Here is a 20,244-nt window from a genome sequence, read left to right on the forward strand (position 1 = left end):
ACTGCAGTCGGTGCGGCAGCGCAGATGTCGGTGTGCGAGCTCGCAGTCAGCGCTTCGGCCAGTGCCACGACGGGCGGTCCAGCAGGTCCTGGCCGGCCAGCACCGTGGCGCCGTGCTCCTTCTCCAGCTCCAGAAGCGCCGTGTCGTCGCCGACCGCCTCGAGGGCGCGCACCAGCGGCAGGGCGTGCGTGACCACCACGACCTGCGTGCGCGCCGCGGCGGCCGCGATCAACGCGGCCAGTGGCGGCAGCAGGTCCGGGTGCAGGCTGGTCTCCGGCTCGTTGAGCACGAGCAGCTCGGGCGGGCGCGGGCTCAGCAGCGCCGCCACCCACAGCAGGTAGCGCAGCGTGCCGTCGGACAGCTCTGCCGCGCTCAGCGGGCGCAGCAGGCCGTGCTGGTGGAACCGCAGCGCGAACCGGCCGTCCTCGCCCGCTGCCACCCCGATCCGCGAACCGGGGAAGGCGTCGTCGACGGCCGCGGCGAGCTCCGCCGGGTCGCCGACCTCCTGGATGGTCTGCAGCGCGGCCGCCAGGTCGGCGCCGTCGTGGTCGAGCACGGGGCTGCGGGTGCCCACCCGGGCCTGGCGCGCCGGCGCGTCGGCGTCGGTGCGGAAGTGGTCGTAGAACCGCCACGACCGGATGCGTTCGCGCACCAGCAGCACCTCGGGGGAGACCCGCGGGTCGGCGAACGCCGTGAGCATGCTGTCGGTCAGCCCGATCCGGTGGGACTCCCGGCCCCAGGCGCCACTGGGCTCGCGCCCCCGCACCACCGGGCCGTCGCGGTCGGCGAGCAGCGCGGCCGGCCGCAGCACCGGCCCGCGCCACACGCACTCGCGCTTGAACTCCGGATCGCGGTGGAACGCGGTCTGCGTCGGGACCGGCATGCCGAGGTCGAGCGCGTAGCCGAACTCGTCGCCGGAGAACCCGAGCCGCAGCCCCACCGGCTTCGTGCGGCGGGTGCCCTGCACCGGCCCCCGGCCCACGGTCTCCGGCCCCGCCCACAGCGCCGACGGCAGCCCGCCCTCCCGCGCGAGCGCGGCCACCGCGCCGTCGCGCGCGGCGTCGGCGAGCAGCCGCAGCGCCTTGTACAGGCTGGACTTGCCGCTCCCGTTCGCCCCGGTGACCACCGTGAGCCGGGAGAGCGGCAGCACGAGATCGCGCAACGAGCGGTAGTTCTCGACGGCCAGCGTGGTCAGCACGCGGGCACGCTAACCGGGGACACCGACAGCGGGCCGCCTGGCAGACTCGACGGGTGGCCGTCACCGACGAGGCGATCCTGAAGATCAAGGCGATGATCCGGTCCGGTGAGCTGCGCCCCGGCGACCGGCTGCCACCGGAGAAGGAGCTCTCCGAGGCGCTGGGGCTCTCCCGCAGCTCGCTGCGCGAGGCGGTCAAGGCGCTCGAGGTCATCAGGGTGCTGGACGTGCGGCGCGGCGACGGCACCTACGTCACCAGCCTGACGCCCGACCTCCTGCTCGACGCGATGTCGTTCGTGGTGGACATCCACCAGGACGCGTCGGTGCTCGAGCTGTTCGAGGTGCGCCGGATCCTGGAGCCGGCCGCCACCGGCCTGGCGGCCGCGCGCGCCTCGGCGGGCGACGTCGAGCACCTGCAGGGCCTGCTCTCTCAGGTGCACGCCACGACGTCGGTGGACGACCTCGTGGCCCACGACGGCGTCTTCCACCGCTACATCACCGATCTCGCCGGCAACGCCTACCTGACCAGCCTGCTGGAGACGCTGTCCAGCAGCACCCTGCGGGCGCGCATCTGGCGCGGCCTGTCCGAGGAGGGCGCGGTGACGCGCACCCTCACGGAGCACCGCGCGATCGTCGATGCGCTGGCGAGGGGCGACGCGACCCTTGCGGCGGCGCACGCGACGGTGCACATCAACGGCGTGGCGGAGTGGGTGCGGCGGGCGCTGGGCTGAGGCCTCCGGCCCGGAGTACAGGAAAGCCACATTCATGAACCTGCAGGACATGAATGTGGCTTTCCTGAACTTCCGCGGAGCGGGCGGGGCCTACTGGTAGAGGACTTCCTGGATCTCTGGGCTGTCGATGTTGCTCTGGTCGTACCAGAAGAAGCCGGTGTCGATCACGGGCGGCAGCTGCTCGCCGCGGGTGGCCTTCACCGCCGCGTCGACGAGCTGCTCGCCCATGCCGACCGGGTTCTGGGTGATCGCGCCGAGCATCGTGCCGTTGCGGATCGCCTCGACCTGCGCCGCGCCGGAGTCGAAGCCGACGACGGTGAGGCCCTGCACGCCGCTCTCCTGCACGCCGCGGACGACCCCGATCGCGGAGCCCTCGTTCGAGCCGTAGATGCCGCGCAGGTCCGGGTTGGCCGCGATGATCGCCTTCGTGATGTCGGCGGACTTGGCCTGGTCGCCGCCGCCGTACTGCGGCTCGAGCAGCTGGATGCCGGGCGCGTTGGCCTGCATCCACTCGACGAAGCCGTCGCGGCGGTCGGTGCCGGACTTGCTGGTCTGGTCGTGCACGACGAGCGCGACCTTGCCGGTGCCGCCGAGCGCCTCGGCCATGTGCTTCGCGGCCTCCGCCGCGGCCGCCTTGTTGTCGGTGGCGGCGGTGGTGAGCGGGATGTCGCTGTCGACGCCCGAGTCGAAGGCGATGACCGGGATGTCGCGGCTCTGGGCCTGCTGCAGCAGCGGCGCCGCGGCCCGGGAGTCGAGGGCGGCGAAGCCGATGACGTCGGGCTGGCGGCCCAGCGCGTTCGTCAGCATCGTCACCTGGGCCTCGATGTCGGCCTCGGTGGCCGGGCCCTCGAAGCTGATCCGCACGCCCTGGCGGGCGGCCTCCTGCTCCGCGCCCTGCTTCACGGCCTGCCAGAACTGGTGCTGGAAGCCCTTGGACACGATGGCGACGTAGGGCTGGTCGGCCTCGCCGCCCCCGCCGCCGCCCGCGTCCGACCCGCCGCCGCAGGCCGCGGCGGTCAGGGCGAAGGCGGCCGCCGCGACGGCCGCTCCGATCCGGTGGATCCGCATGGTCGATCGAACTCCCTTGGTCGAACGGGTTGTCAGGAAGCGCGCTTGCGCGCGCGGTCGGCGTAGACGGCGAGCAGGATCACGCAGCCGAGGATGACGTTCTGCCACTCCTGCGGGATCAGCATGATCTGCAGCCCGTTGTTGAGCACGGAGATGATCAGGGCGCCGATGACCGTACCGATGATCGAGCCCTTGCCCCCCGACAGGGAGGTACCGCCGATGACGACGGCCGCGATCGCCTGCAGCTCGTAGCCCATGCCGGTGGCGGGCTGCGCGGACCCGAGGCGTGCCGAGATCATCACGCCCGCGAGCCCGGTGAACAGGCCGGCGAGGGTGTAGATGAGGATCTTCCAGCGCCGCACGTCGATGCCCGAGAGGGCCGTGGCCTCCTCGTTGCTGCCGATCGAGTACGTGTAGCGGCCGAGCACCGTCTTGTTGAGCAGCACGCCTGCGAGCACCGCGGCCAGCGCGAGGATGATCACCGCGTTGGGGAAGTCGGTGCCCGGGATCAGGCTGCCGATCGAGATGTCGATGTAGGCGGGCGTCTGGTCGAAGTAGATCGGGGTGCTGTCGGAGAGGACGAGGGCGAGCCCCTGCGCCACCATCATCATCGCGAGCGTCGCGATGAACGGCGGCAGCCCGAGCACGGCCACGTTGAGCCCGTTGACCAGGCCGATCAGCCCGCCGAAGAGGATCGCGCCGAGCACGCCGAGCGGCATCGGCACCCCGGCGTTCACGATGAGCACGCCCGACATCACGGCGCAGAGCGCCATCCCGGTGCCGATCGACAGGTCGATGCCGCCGGTGATGATCACGAACGTGGTGCCCAGCGCCAGCGTCCCGATCACGACGGTCGAGAACAGGATGTTGGTGATGTTGCCGTAGTTGAAGAAGTTCGGGCTGACGATCGAGAAGATCGCGAAGATGACCAGCAGGCTCGCGAAGGCGAGGAACTGCTGCAGCCCGGCCCGCAGCGTGTGGCGCACCCCGGCGGGTGCCTCCTTGCGCTGCGCCTCCTCGGTGGCGGTGGGGGTGGTCATCGGACGGTCTCCGTCTCCGGACGCAGGGTGGCGAGGTGCATGACGCTCTCCTGGGTGGCTTCGGCGGCGGCGAGCTGCCCGGTGACCCGCCCCTCGCTCATGACGACGATGCGGTGCGACATCCGCAGCACCTCCGGCAGCTCGGAGGAGATCATGATGATCGACTTCCCCTGGGCGGCGAGGTCGTTGAGCAGCCGGTAGATCTCTTCCTTGGCGCCCACGTCGATCCCGCGCGTCGGCTCGTCGAAGATCAGGACGTCGCAGTCCTTGACCAGCCACTTCGCGATGACGACCTTCTGCTGGTTGCCGCCGGAGAGGAACTTGGCCGTCTGGTCGACCGACGGGGTGCGGATGCGCAGGGCGTCCACCAGCTCGCGCGACCGCGCCCGCATGGCCTTCGCGCGCACGAACCCGAAGGACTGGAACCGCTCCTTCACCGAGCTCAGCCCGATGTTGGCGTTGACGTCCTGCTCGAGCAGCAGCCCGAGCTGCTTGCGGTCCTCGGACAGGTAGCCGATGCGGTGCTTGGCGGCCTCGGCCGGGCTGGTGATGCGCACGGGCTTCCCGCGCAGGGACACCGTGCCGGAGGCGACCGGGTCGGCACCCACGAGCGCGCGGGCGACCTCGGTGCGCCCGGCGCCCATCAACCCGGCGAAGCCGAGGATCTCGCCCTCGCGCAGCTCGAACGAGACCTCGTTCAGCAGGTCCTTGGTGCTGAGGCGGTCGACCGAGAGCACGACGGGCCGGTCGTCGCGCACGCCCTCCGGCCCGGCGCCGCCCGCGATCTCCCGCCCCACCATCCGGGAGATGACCTCGGGCATGGTCGTGGTGGCCGTGTCGAGCGTCTCGACGTAGCGCCCGTCGCGGATCACCGTGATCCGGTCGCTGATCGCCTTCAGCTCGTCCATCCGGTGCGAGATGTAGATGACGGCGGTGTCCGGCGTCCGGAAGCGCCGGATCAGGTCGTGCAGCACCCGCACCTCGGCGTCGTTCAGCGCCGCCGTGGGCTCGTCCATGATCAGGATGCGGGCGTCGTAGGAGAGCGCCTTGGCGATCTCGACCATCTGCTGCTTCGCGACCGTCAGGTCCCCCACCCGCTGGCCGGGGCGCAGTGGCAGGTGCAGCCGGTCCAGCAGCTCGGCCGCCTTCGCCTCCAGCGCGCGGTCGGCCAGGAACACCCGCCCGGCGCGCGGCTCGCGGCCGATGAAGATGTTCTGCGCGACCGTGAGGTCGGGCATCAGGTTGAACTCCTGGTGGATGATGCTGATGCCCTGCTCCAGCGCGTCGCGCGGGCCGCTGACCTGCAGCGGCTTCCCGTCGAGGAGGAACTCGCCCTCGTCGGCGGTGTAGATGCCCGACAGCAGCTTCATCAACGTCGACTTGCCGGCGCCGTTCTCGCCGACGAGGGCGAGCACCTCGCCGCGGCGCAGCTCCAGGTGCATGTCCTGCAGCGCCCGTACGCCGGGGAAGCTCTTCCCGACGCCGCGGGCCTCGAGGAGCAGCCCCGCGCTCCGCTCGCTCACGTCACGACCCCCTTCCGCAGGATCGCGTTGCCGTAGACCCGGGTCTCACCGGTGCGCACGATCAGGTACGCGGGCGCGGCGGCCTCGTAGAACCCGAACCGGTCGAGGAACCGCACGTCCGGGGTGCCTGCCGCGGTGACCAGCTCCTCCTGCACGGGCAGCCGCTCGCCGTCCGGGGTGGCCATGAGGTCGACGGCGGGCGCGTCGTCCAGCGGCACCACCGTCCGGATCGCGGCCATGAGGTCCGGCGTCGTGACGCCTGGCATGTCGAGCACGCGGGTGCCGAGCCGGTGCGCGGGGAAGTGCGCGTCGGCCAGCACGACCGTGTCGGAATGCCCCATCGCGTCGAGGTGGGCGAGCAACTGCCCGGTCAGGAGCGGGTGGATGCCCGAGAGCACGCTGCCTCCTCAGGGGTGTTCGGATCGAGACGGTAGACGCGCTGCGCCGTGGCCGCGAGGATCTTGTCCTGCTCCTCGGCGGTCAGCTCCCCGACCAGCTGGGACACGACCTCCCAGGTGCCGGCGTAGCCCGCGGTGAGCAGCGTCATCGGCCAGTCGCTGCCCCACAGCAGCCGGTCCGGGCCGAACAGGTCCAGCGCCGCATCCCACGCGGGCCGGATGCCGGCGACGGTGAACGGCTCGCCCGCCACCTGCAACCCGGACACCTTGGTGACGGTGTTCGGGCGCGCGGCGACGGCGGCGAACGCCTCCCGCCACTGCGCGAAGCCGGGCTTCCCGTGCGGGGGCTTGCCGAGGTGGTCGAGCACCACCGTGAGCCCGGGCAGCGCGGCGGCCAGCTCGGCCGTGGCCGTGAGGTGGCGCGGCCAGGCGTCCGGCACGTCGAAGGGCAGGCCGCGCTCGGCGAGCAGGCCCAGCGACGTGCGCACGGACGGCAGTGCGAGGAAGTCGTCGCGCGGGTCGTCGTGCACGAGGTGGCGCACCCCGCAGAACGCCGGGTCGACCGTGAACCGGTCGAGCTGGGCGGCCGCGACGTCCGGGGCGTCCAGCTGCACCCAGCCGACGACGCCGGCCACCCAGGGGTGCGCGGCGGCGACCTCCAGCATGAGCTCGGTGTCGGTGACCGAGTCCTCCGCCTGCACGAGCACCGCGCGCCCGACGCCCGACGCGCGCAGCTCGCCCTCGGCGCGCGTGGGCGTGATCGTGGTGTGCAGCGGGCCGTGCTCCGGGGTGATCCAGGAGTAGGCGCTGCGCTGCAGGTCCCAGAGGTGCAGGTGGGCGTCGATCGCGTTCGGGATCACGGCACGAGCCCGTCGGCGGCGAGGTGCTCCCACAGCGCGTCCGGGATCGGCGCCGCGGCCCGCTCCACGTTCTGCCGCACGTGCGCGGGCTCGGTGGCCCCCAGCACGACCGACCGGACGGCCGGCTCCCGCAGCGGGAACTGCAGCGCGGCGGCCGGCAGCTCGACGCCGTGCTCGGCGCAGACGGCCGCGAGCCGCTGCGCGCGTGCGATGACCTCGGCGGGCGCGTCGCCGTACTCGTAGCGAGCCCCGGCGGCGGGGTGCGAGGTCGAGAGCAGCCCGGAGTTGAACGCGCCCGCCAGCACGACGCCGATCCCGCGCTCCCGGCACTCCGGCAGCAGCTCGGCGGCGGCGGGCTGCTCGAGCAGCGTGTAGCGGCCCGCCACCATGAGCAGGTCGAGCCCGCCCTCCCGCACACCGGCGAGGTGCGCGGCCACGGACTTCGACCCGATCCCCACCGCCCGCACGAGGCCCTCGTCGCGCAGCGCGACCAGGCCCGGGACGGCCGAGCGGACCGATCCCTCCATGTCGTCGTACTCGTCGGGGTCGTGCAGGAACAGCACGTCGACCCGGTCGAGGCCGAGCCGCTCCAGCGACTCGTCGAGGCTGCGGCGCACGCCGTCGGGCGACGGGTCCCACACGCGGCGCAGGTCGGCCGGGACGACGAACCCGCCTTCCTCGTCCGACTCGTCTGATGTTTCCGGGCTGGGCCGGAGCAGCCGGCCGGCTTTCGTCGAGATGACGAAATCGTCGCGGGGCTTGTCCGCGAGGAACGCGCCGAGCCGGCGCTCGGCGAACCCGAGGCCGTAGTGCGGGGCGGTGTCGAAGTAGCGGATGCCGCAGTCCCACGCCGACGCGAGCACGGCGTGCGCCTGCTCGTCGGTCATGGCGGTGAACAGGTTGCCGAGGTTCGCGCCGCCGAACCCGAGGGAATCGATTTCACGCATCGCGCGACACCGTATGCCCCGCCAGCGAGGCGGCGTGCATCTCCGTGCCCGCTCCGGGCTCGGTGGGCGTCCGGTAGCGCCCACCGGCGACGCGGACCGGCGTGACGAAGTGCTCGTGCAGGTGGTCGACGAACTCGATCATGCGTCCGTCGATCCGGCCGGACACGGCGACGTAGTCGAGCATCGCCAGGTGCTGCACCGCCTCGCAGAGCCCGACGCCGCCGGCGTGCGGACAGACCCGCACCCCGAACCGCGCCGCGAGCAGCAGCATCGCGAGGTTCTCGTTGACGCCCGCCACGCGCGTGGCGTCGATCTGCAGCACCGCCACCGCGTCGGCGGCGAGGAACTGCTTGGCCAGCACCCGGTTGGCCATGTGCTCGCCGGTCGCCACCGGGATCGGGGCGATGCCGCGCGCGATCGCGGCGTGCCCGAGCACGTCGTCGGGACTGGTGGGCTCCTCCACCCAGGCGAGGTCGAAGCCCGCCAGCTCCCCGATCCAGGAGATCGCCTCGGCGACGTCCCAGCGCTGGTTGGCGTCCACCGCGATCCGCACGTCCGGACCGACGGCGTCGCGGGCGATCCGCAACCGCCGCACGTCGTCGGCGAGGTCGCCGCCGACCTTGAGCTTGATCTGGTCGAACCCCTCGGCGACCGCCTCCCGGCAGAGCCGGTCGAGCTTCTCGTCGTCGTAACCGAGCCACCCGGGCGTGGTCGTGTAGGCGGGATAGCCCTCGCGCAGCAGCCGCGCCTCCCGCTCGGCGCGGCCGGGCTGCGCCGCCCGCAGGATCTCCAGCGCCTGCTCGCGGGTGAGCGCGTCGGTGAGGTAGCGGAAGTCGACGAGGTCGACCAGCTGCTCGGGCGTCATCGCCGCGAGGACCTGCCACAGCGGGCGGCCCTCGCGCTTGGCGCGCAGGTCCCACAGCGCGTTGACGACCGCGCCGATCGCCATGTGCATGACGCCCTTCTCCGGGCCCAGCCAGCGCAGCTGCGAGTCGTGCACGAGCGCGCGCCAGGTGCCGCCCATGTCGGCGAGGAGCTCCTCGGCGTCCCGGCCGACGAGGTGCCCGGCGAGCGCCTCGATCGCCGCGACCTGCACGTCGTTGCCCCGGCCGATCGTGAAGACGAAGCCGTGCCCGGTGAGGCCGTCCGCGGCGTCGGTGACGATCCGGACGTAGGCCGCGGAGTAGTCCGGGTCGGGGTTCATCGCGTCCGACCCGTCGAGCTCGAGCGAGGTCGGGAACCGCACGTCCGCGGTCTCCAGAGCGGTGATGCGGCTCACGCGCAGTCCCTTCTGCCGATGCGCGGCCCACGGTAGACATCCGATGTATGCCGGTCAACAACGATCAGATAGCGGTTCGGTCGCGACTTCCCGCCCGTCCGCGACCCCGGCGCGACCGGAAGATCCGCGGTATCGGTTGTTCATTGCTGTCGCGACGACAATGAGCAACCGATACTCGAGATCACGGGCCGGACCGGACCCGCACGGTCGATCCTGGGCCGCGCGGCCGGTAGGTTCCCCCTCGGACATCAGATCTTTCGACCACCTCGACCGGTGAGGAGCCGCCGATGAAGCTCGCCCGCCTCGGACCTGTCGGAGCCGAGATCCCCGCCCTGGTCACCGACACCGGGACCTACGACCTGCGCGGCCTCGCCCGCGACATCGACGGCGGCTTCCTCGCCCGCGGCGGGGTCGCCGAGGTGCGCGCCGCCGCCGACGCCGGCTCGCTCCCCGCCCTGGACGGCGCGGCCGACCTGCGCGTCGGCTCGCCCGTCGCGCGTCCCGGCGCCGTGATCTGCATCGGGATGAACTACGCGGCCCACGCCGCCGAGTCGGGCGCCGCGCCGCCGGAGAACCCCGTCGTCTTCTTCAAGACGCCGAACACCGTCGGCGGCCCGGACGACGACGTCGCGATGCCGCGCAGCGCCCAGGCCAAGGTCGACTGGGAGGTCGAGCTGGGCATCGTGATCGGCTCGACCGCGGCCTACCTCGACTCCCCGGAGCAGAGCCTCTCGCACATCGCAGGCTTCGTGGTGGCCGACGACCTGTCCGAGCGCCACGCCCAGATCGAGGTCTCCGGCGGGCAGTGGAGCAAGGGCAAGTGCGCGCCCGGCTTCTGCCCGACGGGCCCCTGGCTGGTCACCCCGGACGAGGTCGACCACCGCAACCTGCGCCTGCGCAGCTGGGTGAACGGCGACCCGCGCCAGGACTCCTCCACGAAGGACATGATCTTCGACGTCGAGTTCCTGGTCTGGCACCTGTCGCAGTACATGACCCTGGAGCCGGGCGACCTGGTGATCACCGGGACGCCGCAGGGTGTCGCGCTGTCGGGCCGCTTCCCGTTCCTGACGGCGGGTGACGTCGTCGAGATCGAGATCGAGGGCCTCGGCCGGCAGCGGCACGCGTTCGTCGACGGGACCCGCTGATGGCGGGCGAGTTCGACGGGCTGGTCGCGGCCGTCACCGGCGGCGCGTCCGGGATCGGCGCCGCGATCGCGCGCCGGCTGATGGCGGCCGGCGCGCGCGTCGCGGTCCTGGACCGGGACGTGACCAGCCCGCCCGAGGGCGCGCTCGCGGTGCAGGCCGACGTCACCGACGACGCGTCGGTGCGCGCCGCGGTCGACCGCGTGCTGCAGGAGTGGGACCGGCTCGACGTCCTGGTCAACAACGCCGGGGTGGGCTCGCAGGGCACCGTCGCCGACAACTCCGACGACGAGTGGCACCGGGTGCTGGACGTCAACCTGCTCGGGATGGTGCGCACCACCCGGGCTGCGCTGCCGGCGCTGCGCCGCTCCCCGTCCGCGGCGGTCGTCAACACCGGCTCGATCGCCGCCACGGCCGGCATCCCGCAGCGCGCCGCTTACAGCGCCAGCAAGGGCGCGGTGCACGCGCTGACGCGCGCGATGGCGGCCGACCACCTCGCCGAGGGCATCCGGGTGTGCGCCGTCGCCCCCGGCACCGCGGACACGCCGTGGGTCGGCCGCCTCCTGGACAGCGCCGAGGACCCGGCCGCCGAGCGCGCCGCGCTCGAGGCCCGCCAGCCGCACGGGCGGCTCGTGTCGGCGGACGAGGTGGCCGACGCGGTCGCGTACCTGGCGAACCCGCGCTCGACGTCCACGACCGGCGTCGTGCTCGCCGTGGACGGCGGGATGCAGGAGCTGAGGCTGCGGCCGAAGGGATAGAGCGGATCCGAGCCGCGCCCGGCCTCGCGGGCGTAGCAGCGCGAACGCCGTACCGGCTCGCCGACGGTCAATGTCCGTGGCCGGGGTGCGCGACCGCGCCCTGGCCACCGCCGGGCTCGACGATGACGAACTGCCCCATCATGCCGTTGTCCTCGTGGTAGAGCAGGTGGCAGTGGTACATGTACGGAACGTCCACGTCCGTGTGGTGGCCGAAGCGCATCACGATGCGGGTGGTGGTGTCCGGTGGTAGGTAGACGGTGTCCTTCCACGATTCGCGCTCGGCCTCGCGGGGGACGCCGTCGGTGTCGAGGACCTGGAAACGGACGTCGTGCACGTGGAAGTTGTGCGGCTGGCTGTGCCCGTTGGTGACCTCCCAGACCTCGGTGGAGCCGGCCGTGACGGCGAAGTCGATGCGACTCATGTCCATCTCCTCCCCGTTGATCGAGTCCCCGCTGAGGCGGAACGAACGGGTCCGGACCGCGTCGGCTGGGTCGAGCGGTGAGAACTCCACGAGCGTCGACGGGAGGTCGGGGGACGCGGTGAGAGCCGACGCTGCGCGGAGCTCGAGGACGTCGAAGGTGTCCTCGGCACCCCAGTCCCGACTACGTCCGGAGCCGGCCTGCAGGTCCTGGGGCAGCGAGCGCAGCACGATCCGCTCTGCGGACCGCAGGGCGACGACGACCTCGGCGCGCTCGCCGGGGGTGAGCTGGACCGAGTCGACCGTTCGCGGGGCCGGGAGCAGCCCGCCGTCGGTGGCGACGAGGGCGAACGGCTGATCGCTGTCGAGGGCGAAGCGGTAGGAGCGGGCGCTGGAGGCGTTGAGGAGCCGCAGCCGGACACGTTCGGTGGAGACATCGAGGTAGGGGGCGATGGTGCCGTTGACGAGCAGCGTGTCGCCCAGCAGCCCGGCGTCGTTGTGCCCGTCGTCGACGAACGTTCCGTCCGCGGCGAACGTGCGGTCCTGCACGATGGCGGGGATGTCGTCGACGCCGTAGTGGCGGGGCAGGGCGAGCGCGGCCTCGGCGTCGTCGTCGATCAGGAACATCCCGGCGAGTCCGCGGTTGACCTGGCTCTCGGTCTCGCCGTGCGAGTGCGGGTGGTACCAGAGGGTGGCTGCGGGCTGGTCGATCCGCCAGGTCGGTTCCCAGGTCCCGCCGGGTTCGATGACCTGGTGCGGTCCCCCGTCGGCGACGGCGGGCAGGTGCATGCCGTGCCAGTGGACGGTGGTCGCCTCGTCGAGCGCGTTCGTGACGCGCATGAGCACCTCCTCCCCGCGCGAGGCCCGCAGCGTCGGGCCCAGGTAGGTGCCGTTGAAGCCCCAGGTCGGAGTCGTCGTTCCGGCGACGAAACGCGTCGATGCGGCAGCAGCGGCCAGGTCGAAGACCCGCCGGCCGCGGTGGTCGAGCTCCGATCGCGCGAGCGGCGGGACGTGGAGCGGGCGTGGGTCCCCGGACAGCGGCACGACGATCGGATCGCGGGGGACGAACGAGCAGGCTGCGGCGAGAGCGGTCAGGCCGGCAGCCCCTCCGAGCACGAGGAACCGCCGTCGGGCCAGAGGCCGGCCGTGGGCGAGGGGTGGAAGGTCGGGGGGCACCTCGGTCTCCATTTCGTTCGTTCGATCGAACTAACGATATGGAGGCGGGGCCGCCTCGTCAAACCGTGCGCATGGTCAGTCCTCCGATGGGCCGCCCAGCTCTCGTGCCGCCCGCTCCTGGATCCGCGTGGTGGCCTCGATGAAGCCGAGGACGGTGCGCAGGTCCTCGGTCGAATAGCTCGCGTGCAGCGCCGCGAGCTCGGTCATCAGCCCGGTGAACAGAGCACCGACCGCCCGCGTGTGCTCGGGATCCGGAACCACCCGGAAGCTGCGCCGATCGTCGGAGCTGCGTTGCCGACGCAGGAAGTGCTTGGCCTCCAGGCGGTCGAGGACCGCGCTGATCGACGCCGGCGCGAGGCCGGTGCGCCGGGCGAGCTCCTTCGGAGTGAGCGCCCCGTGGCGACTCACCAGTTCGAGCACCTTCTCATCGGTGGCCCCCAGTCCGAGTCGCGCGGCGAGGTTGGCGTGGAACAGCACCATCGCCGTGCTCTGCCGTCGCCCCGCCATCGACAGTCGAGCCAGGACCGCATCTCGGTCGAGTTCGTCCGAGTCCATGTCGTTCCATCCGTTTGACGCGGGTTCGTCGCCGCCCATAGTATTTCCTTCGATCGAACTAATCACTCGCGGAGGCGTCGTGGACGTGCTGATCTGTGGTGCCGGGATCGCCGGGTGTGCGCTGGCGCTGGGGCTGCATCGGGTGGGCATCGACAGCCGCCTGATCGAGGCCCGGAGCTCCGCCGGACCGGAGGAGGGTGCGTTCCTGACCATCGCGCCGAACGGGATGATCGCGCTCGCGGCCCTGGGACAACCGGGCCTCGTGGAGGCGGCCCGCGGTGCCGCGGTCTCGGGTATCGAGTTCCGCAACGCTGCCGGTCGCCGGATCGCCAGGCTCGACGGCACCGGGGATCGGGCGCGGTACGGAGCGACGAGCCACCTGGTCCGTCGAGGGCTGCTGCGCGAGCAGTTGCTCGTCGCGGTGCGCGAGGCCGGGATCGCAGTGGAGCACGGCGCGCGCGTCGCCGCGGTGCGGGAGACACCCGGCGAGGCGACCGTCGTCCTGGAGGACGGACGGGAGCTCGGCGCCGACGTCGTTGTCGGGGCGGACGGGATCTGGTCCCAGGTCCGCGCGTCGGTGTGGCCGGACGCCCCGCGTCCCGCCTATGGCGGGGTCATCGACTGCGGGGGTTGGGTCCCGATCGACTTGCCGGACAGCCGAGCCCAGCAGATGTACTTCGGTCGGCGCGCGTTCTTCGGGTTCGTCGTGCACCGAGGCACCGCCTACTGGTTCAGCAACGTGCCTGCTCCCGAGCCGGCGCGCGGTACCCTGGCGAAGATCGATCCCGCTGCGTGGCTGGAGCGTGTGCGCGAGCTTCACGCGGACGATCCTGCCGCAGTGCGCCGCGTGCTCGACGCGGCCACCACATCCCTCGGGGCATGGCCGATCTACGACTTGCCATCGCTGGCCACCTGGCAGACGGCGCGCGTCTGCCTGGTCGGCGACGCCGCGCACGCCACCAATCCCAGTGCCGGCCAAGGCGCCAGCCTCTGCCTCGAGGACGCCGTCATCCTGCCCCGAGCGTTGCGGGACAGCCCGAACACGGCGATCGCGCTCGCGAACTTCACCAACACCCGCCGCGGCCGGGTCGAGCAGATCGTCGCCATGGGTCGCCGGATCGGCACCCGGAAGGCGTCCTCGGCCGCGGGGAGCCGCTTCCGCGACCTCTCGCTGCCGCTGTTCCTGCGCATGGGCGCGAGCGCCACGCACGAGCAGTACTCGTATCGCGTCGACGAGGTCGATCCGCTCGCCCACGGCGTCGGCTGACGAGATCCGGGTCCGTCGGCTCGACGATCGCGCGACGGATGCCCGCATCGACCGAGCTCAGGGCGTGCGGGCGTAGCAGCGCAGGTTGCGGATGTCGTAGGTGAACAGCTCCTCCACCACGAAGCACTCCTCGACGGCCGCGCGCAGCGACTCCGCGTCGAACAGCGTGTGGTGGGCGTTCCAGATCCACAGCGGCACGCCGCGCCCGTCGGTGCCCCGGTGGGCGGCGCGTTCGGAGTGCCCGCCGAGGATCCAGTGGTTCGCCTCGGCCGTGTCGACCTCGCCGCGCACCCACTGCGCGGCCACGAACTTCGCGTCCGGCACGCCGATGTCGACCCGCGCGCCGGGGCGCAGCACCCGGGCCCACTCCCGCAGGGTCTGCGCCACCAGCTCGTAGCTCTGGTGCTCCAGCACGTGGTTGGCGCGCAGCGCGTCCAGCGACCCGGTGGCGAACGGCAGGGCGTCGACCGCGCAGCGCACGGCGATCCCCGGCAGCGCCAGTACGTCGACGTGCAGGTCGTAGTCGGGGTGCGGCTTCTCCCCGGCGCCGATCTCGAGCTTCACGAGCCGGGACGGGCGATCTTCTTGACGGGCTTGGCCGGGCGCCCCGCCACCACCGTGTAGGGCTCCACGTCCTCGCGCACGAGCGAGCCGCCCGCGACGACGGCGTGCTCGCCGATCGTGACCGGGCCCAGCACGAGGACGTGGCTGGCCAGCCAGACGCCCTCGCCGATCACGACGTCGCGCCCCGAGCGGGGGAAGGCGAGCTGCCGGTCGCGGCCGAACTTCGTGACGTCGTGCGTGCCGGTGAGGACGGCGACGTCGTGGCCGAAGAACACGTGCTCACCCAGGGTGATCGTGCCGCCGGACATGTTGAACAGGGCGTTGTTGACCACGGCGGTGTCCGGGACGTGCAGGCGGGAGCGCTCGCCGTGCCAGCGGTAGGAGTACAGGGCGTCGAGCTTGAGCTCCTGCACCTGCCGGGCCACCTGCTCGGCGACCAGCGCCTCGAGCGGGCCCCGCAGGACTCGGGTGATCAGGCTGTCCCGCAGTCGCATCGCTGGCCTCCGTCGTGACCGGCGGCGTCGTCACCGGCAGTGCCAGCATGGTGGCACACCGGAGCGCCGGACAGCAGCCGTTCGAGCCTGCGGGCGAGCGCGTCGATGCCGAAGCGGCTCTCCGCGATCCGCTGGTTGTGGTCGAGCAGGTCGGGGTCGGGGTCGGCGAGCCACGCGCCGAGGCGCGCCGGGTCGTCGGCGGGGAACCAGCGGAACCCGAACGCGGCGAGCTCGCGCGCCACCGGGAACCCACCCACCGCGATCGGTTTGCGGTGCAGCGCCGCCTCCACCAGCGGCAGCCCGAAGCCCTCCCACGACGAGGGCAGCACCACCGCGTCGCACGCCGCGTACGCCGCCGCCATGTCGACCCCCGCCGGCAGCCTGCGGCGCACCGGCACCCGGGCGCCCGCCAGCAGCCGCGCCAGCGCGTCGGCGTAGCCGTCCTCGGCCGGGCCGGTGAGCCAGAACGTCGCCCCGAGCGCTTCCGCGATCTCCAGCCCGACGTCGACGTTCTTGCGCGGGATGGCGCGGGTGGGCTGCAGGACGAGGAGCCCGTCCCCCACCTCCAGCCGGGAGCGCACCGCGTGGCGCTCCTGGGGGCGGGGCTGCTCGGAGAACCCGTGGTAGACGGTGGCGGCCGCGATGCCGCGGCGCGCGGCGAGTGCGCGCCGGGCGAGCTCGTTGACGGTGACGTGCCGCCACGCCGCGTCGTCCGGCGGCCAGGTGGTGACGGCGGCGTAGCGCTCGCGTTCCCAGGGCAGGTCGTGGTGGCGCAGGACCGCGGGCCGGCCCCGCAGGTAGTCCGCCACCGCGTCGCCTGCCGCCTGGTTCATCGGCAGCGAGCACACGTTGTCGGCGATCACGACGTCGGCGTCGTCGAGCGCCCCGGCCAGGGCACGCCGCGTCGGTGGTCGCCGGGCGTCGAGCGCGAGGTCGGGCACGCGCACGTCCGGGTTCCCGTCACCGGCGACCGTGCGCACCTGCATCCCGAGCCGGTGCAGGGCCGTGGCCCACTGCGCGGCGGTGACCGACACCCCGTCGGCCGTGCCCAGGCGGTAGGAGACGATCGCCGCCCGCTTCCCGGAGAACTCCGACATCATCCGATCGTCTCCGTCCTCCGTCACGGGCACGTGTACGCGCGGTTGCGCGCCGGTGCGGTGTCAGGACCGGGGCAGCCTGCCCATCAGGAAGAACTCCGGGTTCGGCCGCAGGGCGGTCAGGTGGGCGAGCCGGTTGGACATCGCGAACAGCGCCGTGATCGCCCCGACGTCCCAGATCTCGTCGTCGGACAGGCCGGCCGCGCGGGCGTCGTCGAGCTCCGCATCGGTCAGCGCCGCGGAGTCGGTGGCGACGAGCAGCGCGAGGTCGACGATCGCGCGCTCCCGCGCGCTCAACTCCACGCCCCACGGGTTGCTGGCGACCCGGTCGGCGATCTCGGGGTCCTTCGTGCGGACCCGCAGGATCGCCCCGTGGGCGACCACGCAGTAGGTGCAGTGGTTCGCCCCCGACGTCGCGACGACGACGAGCTCGCGCTCGGCGCGGCTCAGACCGTCGTCGGAGTCCATCAGCGCGTCGTGGTAGTCCAGGAAGGCCCGCAGCTCGGCCGGCCTGCGTGCCAGCGCCCGGAACACGTTGGGCACGAAGCCGGACTTCTCGGCGATCGCACCGATCCGCGTGCGCAGGTCGTCGGGCATGTCCTCCAGCTCCACGTGGCCGAAGCGGCTCACCTGGTGTTTCGCTGCGCTCATAGCGGCAGGCTAGATCGTGCAGACCGTTGCCGGTACCGCTGCGGGGACTCGCCCACGAGCCGCACAGCAGTCACGGCTCACGGACCCACAGGCAGCGCGGGCCCCGGTAACGGGTGCCGCGATGGGGCCGGTTGACCGCCTCGCGGACGTGCCACCAGGCGTCCACCTCCGTGTCGGCCCATCCGTGGCTCGACTTCCCACCCTCCAGAACAACCGTCCAGCGGTACCGGCCGGTGCGCTCGTGGAAGCTGACGCTGCCGCGTTGCTGCGACTCGATCATGAGTCGTGCCTCCGCTTCGTCTGCCGCCTCACCCATGGCCATGCCGCCTCCCGGTAGCTCCGTCATCCAGAACGCCATGCGCAGGAGAGTAGTCGAAAACGACTCATACCGTTAGAAGCGCCTCAGTGCGGTAGCAGGCGCTCAGAGAGCGACCTAGCGTCGGGCCATGGAGAGGGACCGGCTGGTCAGCACGGGCGAGGTGGCCCGCGCGGTCGGCTTGTCCCGGCAGACCATCCAGCGGTACCAACGCGAGGGGCTACTGACCCCGGTGTTCGTCACCACCGGCGGGCACGCGCGGTGGAGCCTCGATGACGTGATCGAGCAGCTACGGCAGCTCCGCCCGAAGGCGCACTAGAGCTGCCCTTCCGCGTCGAGGCGGTCAGGCTCGCTGAGACGCGAGCACCGCGAAGTCTCACCATAACGCTCGACGGTGGACCGCCGAGCCGGGACCATGCCGTACATGGCGGTGCCCGAGGAGATACGCACGCGGTTGTCGCGGTGGTGCGCCGGCCGCATCCCCGAATCCGAGCGCGCGCAACGTCAGATCGCCTACACCATCCAGGGCGACGAGGTCACGATCCTGGAGCGCCGACCTCCCGCGTACCCGGAGCTCGGGTCGGCCTGGTCGGCCACGCCGATGGCCCGACTGCGCCGCCGCGAGAGCGGGTGGCTGCTCGACCGGCCCGTCGGCCCCGGCGAGTGGCAGCACGACGCCGACGGCAGCGACCCCATCGAGCTGCTGGACCGCGTGACGGTCTGAGCGCGGAAGCGGGATTCGCATGACGAACGGCACTTTCGTCGGCTAGGTACCGACGAAAGTGCCGTTCGTCCGGCTGGGAGAGCCCACCTCCGGAGCACCCGTGGGCCGGCTGTGGTGCTAGGCGCCGGCCTGGCCCACCGGAGCGGCCGAGCGCGGCGGGCTGCCGTTGAACGGCAGCACCCGGCCACGCGTCGCCCGGCCACGGATCACCAGCGCCGATGCGCGCTGGAGCACGTCGACCATGCTCGGCGGGTCGTCGCGCTCGTCGCCGGGGCCCACCACGGCGACCAGCCGGGGCGCGACGGCCGCGAGCAGCAGCCGCTCGACGCCGAGCCCGCGCGCGCCCAGCACGAGCACGATGTCGGCGCTGTCGGGCGCGGGGAGCGCGGAGAGCAGCGGCGCCACCGGCACGAACGAGGCGAGACCCAGCGCCGTGGGATCGCGCTCGGCCAGCGCCGACCAGGCCTCCGCGAGGCGCGGGGCGCCGTTCCGCAGGCGTTCCAGCAGCTCCGCGCACTGCGTCTCGTCGCGCACCTCGCGGCGCGCGGCGCCGAGTGCCTCGACCGCGGCCGCGTAGCCCTCGGCGTCCCGGTCGCGGAGCGCGGTGACGGCCTGCTCCAGCTCGGGAGCCGTCGCCGGCACCGGGCTGCGCTGGGCCAGCGCATCGGCCAGCGCGTCGAGCCTGCGTGCGGCGGCGACGGCCGAGCCGTGGTCGGCGTACTCGATGATCGCGAGCGCGATCTCCTCGGCGGTCTCCAGGTCGGGGACCGCCAGCGGGGAGTCGGGCGCGAGGAACAGGACGTCGTGGCGCAGCGCCCCCACCGAACGCGCGGCGGCGGCGACCTTGGCCAGGCCGTCGGAGACCTCGGCCAGCTCGTCCGCGTCGCGCGGCACGGGGACGCCGAGCTCCGCGCACGCGGCGTCGACCTGCGCCTGGCGGTCCACGAGCTCGAGGTACTCGAGCACGCGGTCGACGTCGGCCTCTGTCTCCGGGTGCCGGTCGCCGACCCGCACCTTCTCGAGCACCGGCTGCACCTCGCGCTGCGCCGCGGAGCGGAAGTACGCGCGCGTCCGGCCGCCGCCGGCGAGGAACTCCCGGTAGCGCAGGAGCACCGCCACGGTGTCGGGCGGGGGAGCCGCGGAGAACGACACCGGCGGGTCCGACCGCGTGCGGTCGAGCGCTGCGCTCACCCGCGAGGTGTCCTCGACCAGCTGGTCGAACTCCGCGCGGCGGCGGCCGTAGATCAGCTCCGACAGCAGCCGCCAGGTCCACTCGCTCCCGGCGTGCCCCGGCATCGACCCGAGCGAGCGGTGCACGCACCGGGCGACGGACGTGACGGCGGCGCGGCGGCCCTCGTCGAGGTCGGCGAGCAACGTGGGCACCATCCACGCGCCGGTGTCCTCGCCGGTGTGCCTGGCCACCTCGGCGCACAGCGCCGCAACGTCGGCCGGGTCGGGCAGCGCGTTCTCCGGGGGCAGCTCCTGGGCGCCGCGCGCCCTGCGCTCGGGCGTGGAGGTGGCGAGGAGCCTGCGCAGCTCGCGCAGCTCGGCGGGGGTGAGCGTCGGCAGGTGCGGGAGCGCCCGGTCGGCCGCCTCCGGCGGGAGGGCCGCGCGGACGGCCGCGACCTCGGCGGGCGTGGCACCCGTGACGATCACCCGTCGTCCGTCGGCGAGCAGCGCGGCGACGGCGGCCGCGGCCGCGGCGGTGTCGAAGTCCTCGAGGACCACGAGCGCGTTGTCGCGCATCGCGGCGACGACGGAGGCCGGGTCCTCGGCCGGGCGCCGCGGCGGGGGCGGGAGCTCGGCGACGGACGCGGCGAGGGCCTCGGCGAGACGGCGCAGCCCGGGCGGCGACGCGCCCGCCGCGATCGCGCGCCGGATCTGCGTCTGCGCGTCCGTGGTGGGCTGGTCCGATCCCGCGGCCGCGAGGCGGTCGACGAAGACGGCGAGGTCGGCGTCGTCCTCGCCGTCCTGGTCCGGTCCGACTTCGAGCACTGGGTCACCTCCGCTGCCACCGCCGTCCGACGATGGTCACCCTTCG

Annotated in this window: 22 protein-coding genes; 6 read left to right on the top strand and 16 right to left on the bottom strand. The window is 72.9% G+C overall.

The genetic code is table 11. The features are described from left to right. Positions 1 to 46 precede the first annotated feature (46 nt). A complete protein-coding gene (locus FB558_RS14055; RefSeq protein WP_142052741.1) occupies positions 47 to 1,198 on the bottom strand; it encodes an AAA family ATPase in 1,152 nt (383 codons plus the stop codon). Positions 1,199 to 1,251: 53 nt separating this feature from the next. On the opposite strand from FB558_RS14055, the gene FB558_RS14060 reads away from it, so the two are divergent. Further along, positions 1,252 to 1,926, top strand: coding sequence for a FadR/GntR family transcriptional regulator (locus FB558_RS14060; protein ID WP_142052743.1), 675 nt, complete (start codon positions 1,252 to 1,254; stop codon positions 1,924 to 1,926). Between the two features lie 90 nt (positions 1,927 to 2,016). Here the strand turns inward: FB558_RS14060 and FB558_RS14065 are convergent, their stop codons facing one another. Genes FB558_RS14065 through FB558_RS14095 form a run of 7 tightly spaced genes read right to left on the bottom strand, consistent with a single transcriptional unit; the run spans position 2,017 to position 9,041 of the window. Beyond that, positions 2,017 to 2,994 carry an ABC transporter substrate-binding protein gene (locus tag FB558_RS14065; protein ID WP_142052745.1) on the bottom strand — a complete coding sequence of 326 codons (978 nt, stop codon included), beginning with the start codon at positions 2,992 to 2,994 and terminating at the stop codon, positions 2,017 to 2,019. 32 nt (positions 2,995 to 3,026) lie between these two features. Beyond that, on the bottom strand, positions 3,027 to 4,034 hold the full coding sequence (locus tag FB558_RS14070) for an ABC transporter permease (protein WP_142052748.1): 1,008 nt from the start codon (positions 4,032 to 4,034) through the stop codon (positions 3,027 to 3,029). Continuing rightward, the gene (locus FB558_RS14075; RefSeq protein WP_246106420.1) at positions 4,031 to 5,557 is read right to left on the bottom strand and encodes a sugar ABC transporter ATP-binding protein; all 1,527 of its coding nucleotides are present in this window, start codon (positions 5,555 to 5,557) and stop codon (positions 4,031 to 4,033) included. Before FB558_RS14075 ends, FB558_RS14070 begins: the two co-directional genes overlap by 4 nt. After that, entirely contained in the window at positions 5,554 to 5,955 is a 402-nt protein-coding gene (locus tag FB558_RS14080; protein ID WP_142052751.1) for an RbsD/FucU family protein, read from the bottom strand. The genes FB558_RS14075 and FB558_RS14080 overlap by 4 nt, the downstream gene beginning before the upstream one ends. After that, positions 5,928 to 6,815, bottom strand: a complete 888-nt coding sequence (locus FB558_RS14085) for an amidohydrolase family protein (RefSeq protein ID WP_142052754.1) — start codon at positions 6,813 to 6,815, stop codon at positions 5,928 to 5,930. Before FB558_RS14085 ends, FB558_RS14080 begins: the two co-directional genes overlap by 28 nt. Then, on the bottom strand, positions 6,812 to 7,762 hold the full coding sequence (locus FB558_RS14090; RefSeq protein ID WP_142052757.1) for an aldo/keto reductase: 951 nt from the start codon (positions 7,760 to 7,762) through the stop codon (positions 6,812 to 6,814). The genes FB558_RS14085 and FB558_RS14090 overlap by 4 nt, the downstream gene beginning before the upstream one ends. After that, positions 7,755 to 9,041 (bottom strand): L-fuconate dehydratase, encoded by a 1,287-nt coding sequence (locus tag FB558_RS14095; RefSeq protein WP_142052760.1) that lies wholly within the window; start codon positions 9,039 to 9,041, stop codon positions 7,755 to 7,757. Before FB558_RS14095 ends, FB558_RS14090 begins: the two co-directional genes overlap by 8 nt. A gap of 287 nt (positions 9,042 to 9,328) precedes the next feature. Between FB558_RS14095 and FB558_RS14100 the strand changes: the two genes are divergently transcribed. Beyond that, positions 9,329 to 10,186 (top strand): fumarylacetoacetate hydrolase family protein, encoded by an 858-nt coding sequence (locus FB558_RS14100; RefSeq protein WP_142052763.1) that lies wholly within the window; start codon positions 9,329 to 9,331, stop codon positions 10,184 to 10,186. Next, on the top strand, positions 10,186 to 10,941 hold the full coding sequence (locus tag FB558_RS14105; protein ID WP_142052767.1) for an SDR family NAD(P)-dependent oxidoreductase: 756 nt from the start codon (positions 10,186 to 10,188) through the stop codon (positions 10,939 to 10,941). Before FB558_RS14100 ends, FB558_RS14105 begins: the two co-directional genes overlap by 1 nt. Positions 10,942 to 11,008: 67 nt before the next feature. Here FB558_RS14105 and FB558_RS14110 read toward each other — a convergent pair whose 3' ends face one another. Together FB558_RS14110 and FB558_RS14115 are read right to left on the bottom strand one after the other, a co-directional pair. Next, positions 11,009 to 12,535: a multicopper oxidase family protein gene (locus FB558_RS14110; protein WP_246106421.1), complete on the bottom strand. Its 1,527-nt coding sequence runs from the start codon at positions 12,533 to 12,535 to the stop codon at positions 11,009 to 11,011. 75 nt (positions 12,536 to 12,610) lie between these two features. Continuing rightward, a complete protein-coding gene (locus FB558_RS14115) occupies positions 12,611 to 13,129 on the bottom strand; it encodes a MarR family winged helix-turn-helix transcriptional regulator (RefSeq protein WP_170231297.1) in 519 nt (172 codons plus the stop codon). On the opposite strand from FB558_RS14115, the gene FB558_RS14120 reads away from it, so the two are divergent. Further along, positions 13,089 to 14,357, top strand: a complete 1,269-nt coding sequence (locus FB558_RS14120; protein WP_142052776.1) for an FAD-dependent oxidoreductase — start codon at positions 13,089 to 13,091, stop codon at positions 14,355 to 14,357. The genes FB558_RS14115 and FB558_RS14120 overlap by 41 nt on opposite strands. Positions 14,358 to 14,414: 57 nt before the next feature. Here FB558_RS14120 and FB558_RS14125 read toward each other — a convergent pair whose 3' ends face one another. The 5 genes from FB558_RS14125 to FB558_RS14145 form a co-directional block, all read right to left on the bottom strand. Further along, positions 14,415 to 14,921 (bottom strand): class I SAM-dependent methyltransferase, encoded by a 507-nt coding sequence (locus tag FB558_RS14125; RefSeq protein ID WP_170231298.1) that lies wholly within the window; start codon positions 14,919 to 14,921, stop codon positions 14,415 to 14,417. After that, positions 14,918 to 15,415, bottom strand: a complete 498-nt coding sequence (locus FB558_RS14130) for an acyltransferase (protein ID WP_142052782.1) — start codon at positions 15,413 to 15,415, stop codon at positions 14,918 to 14,920. Before FB558_RS14130 ends, FB558_RS14125 begins: the two co-directional genes overlap by 4 nt. Beyond that, the gene (locus tag FB558_RS14135) at positions 15,394 to 16,512 is read right to left on the bottom strand and encodes a glycosyltransferase (protein ID WP_170231299.1); all 1,119 of its coding nucleotides are present in this window, start codon (positions 16,510 to 16,512) and stop codon (positions 15,394 to 15,396) included. The genes FB558_RS14130 and FB558_RS14135 overlap by 22 nt, the downstream gene beginning before the upstream one ends. 63 nt (positions 16,513 to 16,575) lie before the next feature. Continuing rightward, positions 16,576 to 17,163: a peroxidase-related enzyme gene (locus tag FB558_RS14140; protein ID WP_142052788.1), complete on the bottom strand. Its 588-nt coding sequence runs from the start codon at positions 17,161 to 17,163 to the stop codon at positions 16,576 to 16,578. Positions 17,164 to 17,233: 70 nt separating this feature from the next. Then, positions 17,234 to 17,521, bottom strand: coding sequence for a hypothetical protein (locus tag FB558_RS14145; RefSeq protein ID WP_142052791.1), 288 nt, complete (start codon positions 17,519 to 17,521; stop codon positions 17,234 to 17,236). Between the two features lie 88 nt (positions 17,522 to 17,609). Between FB558_RS14145 and FB558_RS14150 the strand changes: the two genes are divergently transcribed. Together FB558_RS14150 and FB558_RS14155 are read left to right on the top strand one after the other, a co-directional pair. After that, the gene (locus tag FB558_RS14150) at positions 17,610 to 17,798 is read left to right on the top strand and encodes a MerR family DNA-binding transcriptional regulator (protein WP_142052794.1); all 189 of its coding nucleotides are present in this window, start codon (positions 17,610 to 17,612) and stop codon (positions 17,796 to 17,798) included. 105 nt (positions 17,799 to 17,903) lie between these two features. Then, positions 17,904 to 18,203 (top strand): DUF3024 domain-containing protein, encoded by a 300-nt coding sequence (locus FB558_RS14155; protein WP_142052797.1) that lies wholly within the window; start codon positions 17,904 to 17,906, stop codon positions 18,201 to 18,203. A gap of 117 nt (positions 18,204 to 18,320) precedes the next feature. Here FB558_RS14155 and FB558_RS14160 read toward each other — a convergent pair whose 3' ends face one another. Next, positions 18,321 to 20,198 (bottom strand): hypothetical protein, encoded by a 1,878-nt coding sequence (locus FB558_RS14160; protein WP_142052800.1) that lies wholly within the window; start codon positions 20,196 to 20,198, stop codon positions 18,321 to 18,323. Positions 20,199 to 20,244 lie beyond the last annotated feature (46 nt).

This window comes from Pseudonocardia kunmingensis (genome assembly GCF_006716445.1).
In the GTDB taxonomy this organism is placed as follows: domain Bacteria; phylum Actinomycetota; class Actinomycetes; order Mycobacteriales; family Pseudonocardiaceae; genus Pseudonocardia; species Pseudonocardia kunmingensis.

Excerpts from the sequence above, each read along its gene's own strand:
- FB558_RS14065 (WP_142052745.1), bottom strand. The coding sequence starts at position 2,994 with ATGCGGATCCACCGGATCGGAGCGGCCGTCGCGGCGGCCGCCTTCGCC.
- FB558_RS14070 (WP_142052748.1), bottom strand. The coding sequence starts at position 4,034 with ATGACCACCCCCACCGCCACCGAGGAGGCGCAGCGCAAGGAGGCACCC.
- FB558_RS14090 (WP_142052757.1), bottom strand. The coding sequence starts at position 7,762 with ATGCGTGAAATCGATTCCCTCGGGTTCGGCGGCGCGAACCTCGGCAAC.
- FB558_RS14100 (WP_142052763.1), top strand. The coding sequence starts at position 9,329 with ATGAAGCTCGCCCGCCTCGGACCTGTCGGAGCCGAGATCCCCGCCCTG.
- FB558_RS14105 (WP_142052767.1), top strand. The coding sequence starts at position 10,186 with ATGGCGGGCGAGTTCGACGGGCTGGTCGCGGCCGTCACCGGCGGCGCG.
- FB558_RS14120 (WP_142052776.1), top strand. The coding sequence starts at position 13,089 with ATGTCGTTCCATCCGTTTGACGCGGGTTCGTCGCCGCCCATAGTATTT.
- FB558_RS14115 (WP_170231297.1), bottom strand. The coding sequence starts at position 13,129 with ATGGGCGGCGACGAACCCGCGTCAAACGGATGGAACGACATGGACTCG.
- FB558_RS14130 (WP_142052782.1), bottom strand. The coding sequence starts at position 15,415 with ATGCGACTGCGGGACAGCCTGATCACCCGAGTCCTGCGGGGCCCGCTC.
- FB558_RS14135 (WP_170231299.1), bottom strand. The coding sequence starts at position 16,512 with ATGTCGGAGTTCTCCGGGAAGCGGGCGGCGATCGTCTCCTACCGCCTG.
- FB558_RS14140 (WP_142052788.1), bottom strand. The coding sequence starts at position 17,163 with ATGAGCGCAGCGAAACACCAGGTGAGCCGCTTCGGCCACGTGGAGCTG.
- FB558_RS14145 (WP_142052791.1), bottom strand. The coding sequence starts at position 17,521 with ATGGCGTTCTGGATGACGGAGCTACCGGGAGGCGGCATGGCCATGGGT.
- FB558_RS14150 (WP_142052794.1), top strand. The coding sequence starts at position 17,610 with ATGGAGAGGGACCGGCTGGTCAGCACGGGCGAGGTGGCCCGCGCGGTC.
- FB558_RS14155 (WP_142052797.1), top strand. The coding sequence starts at position 17,904 with ATGGCGGTGCCCGAGGAGATACGCACGCGGTTGTCGCGGTGGTGCGCC.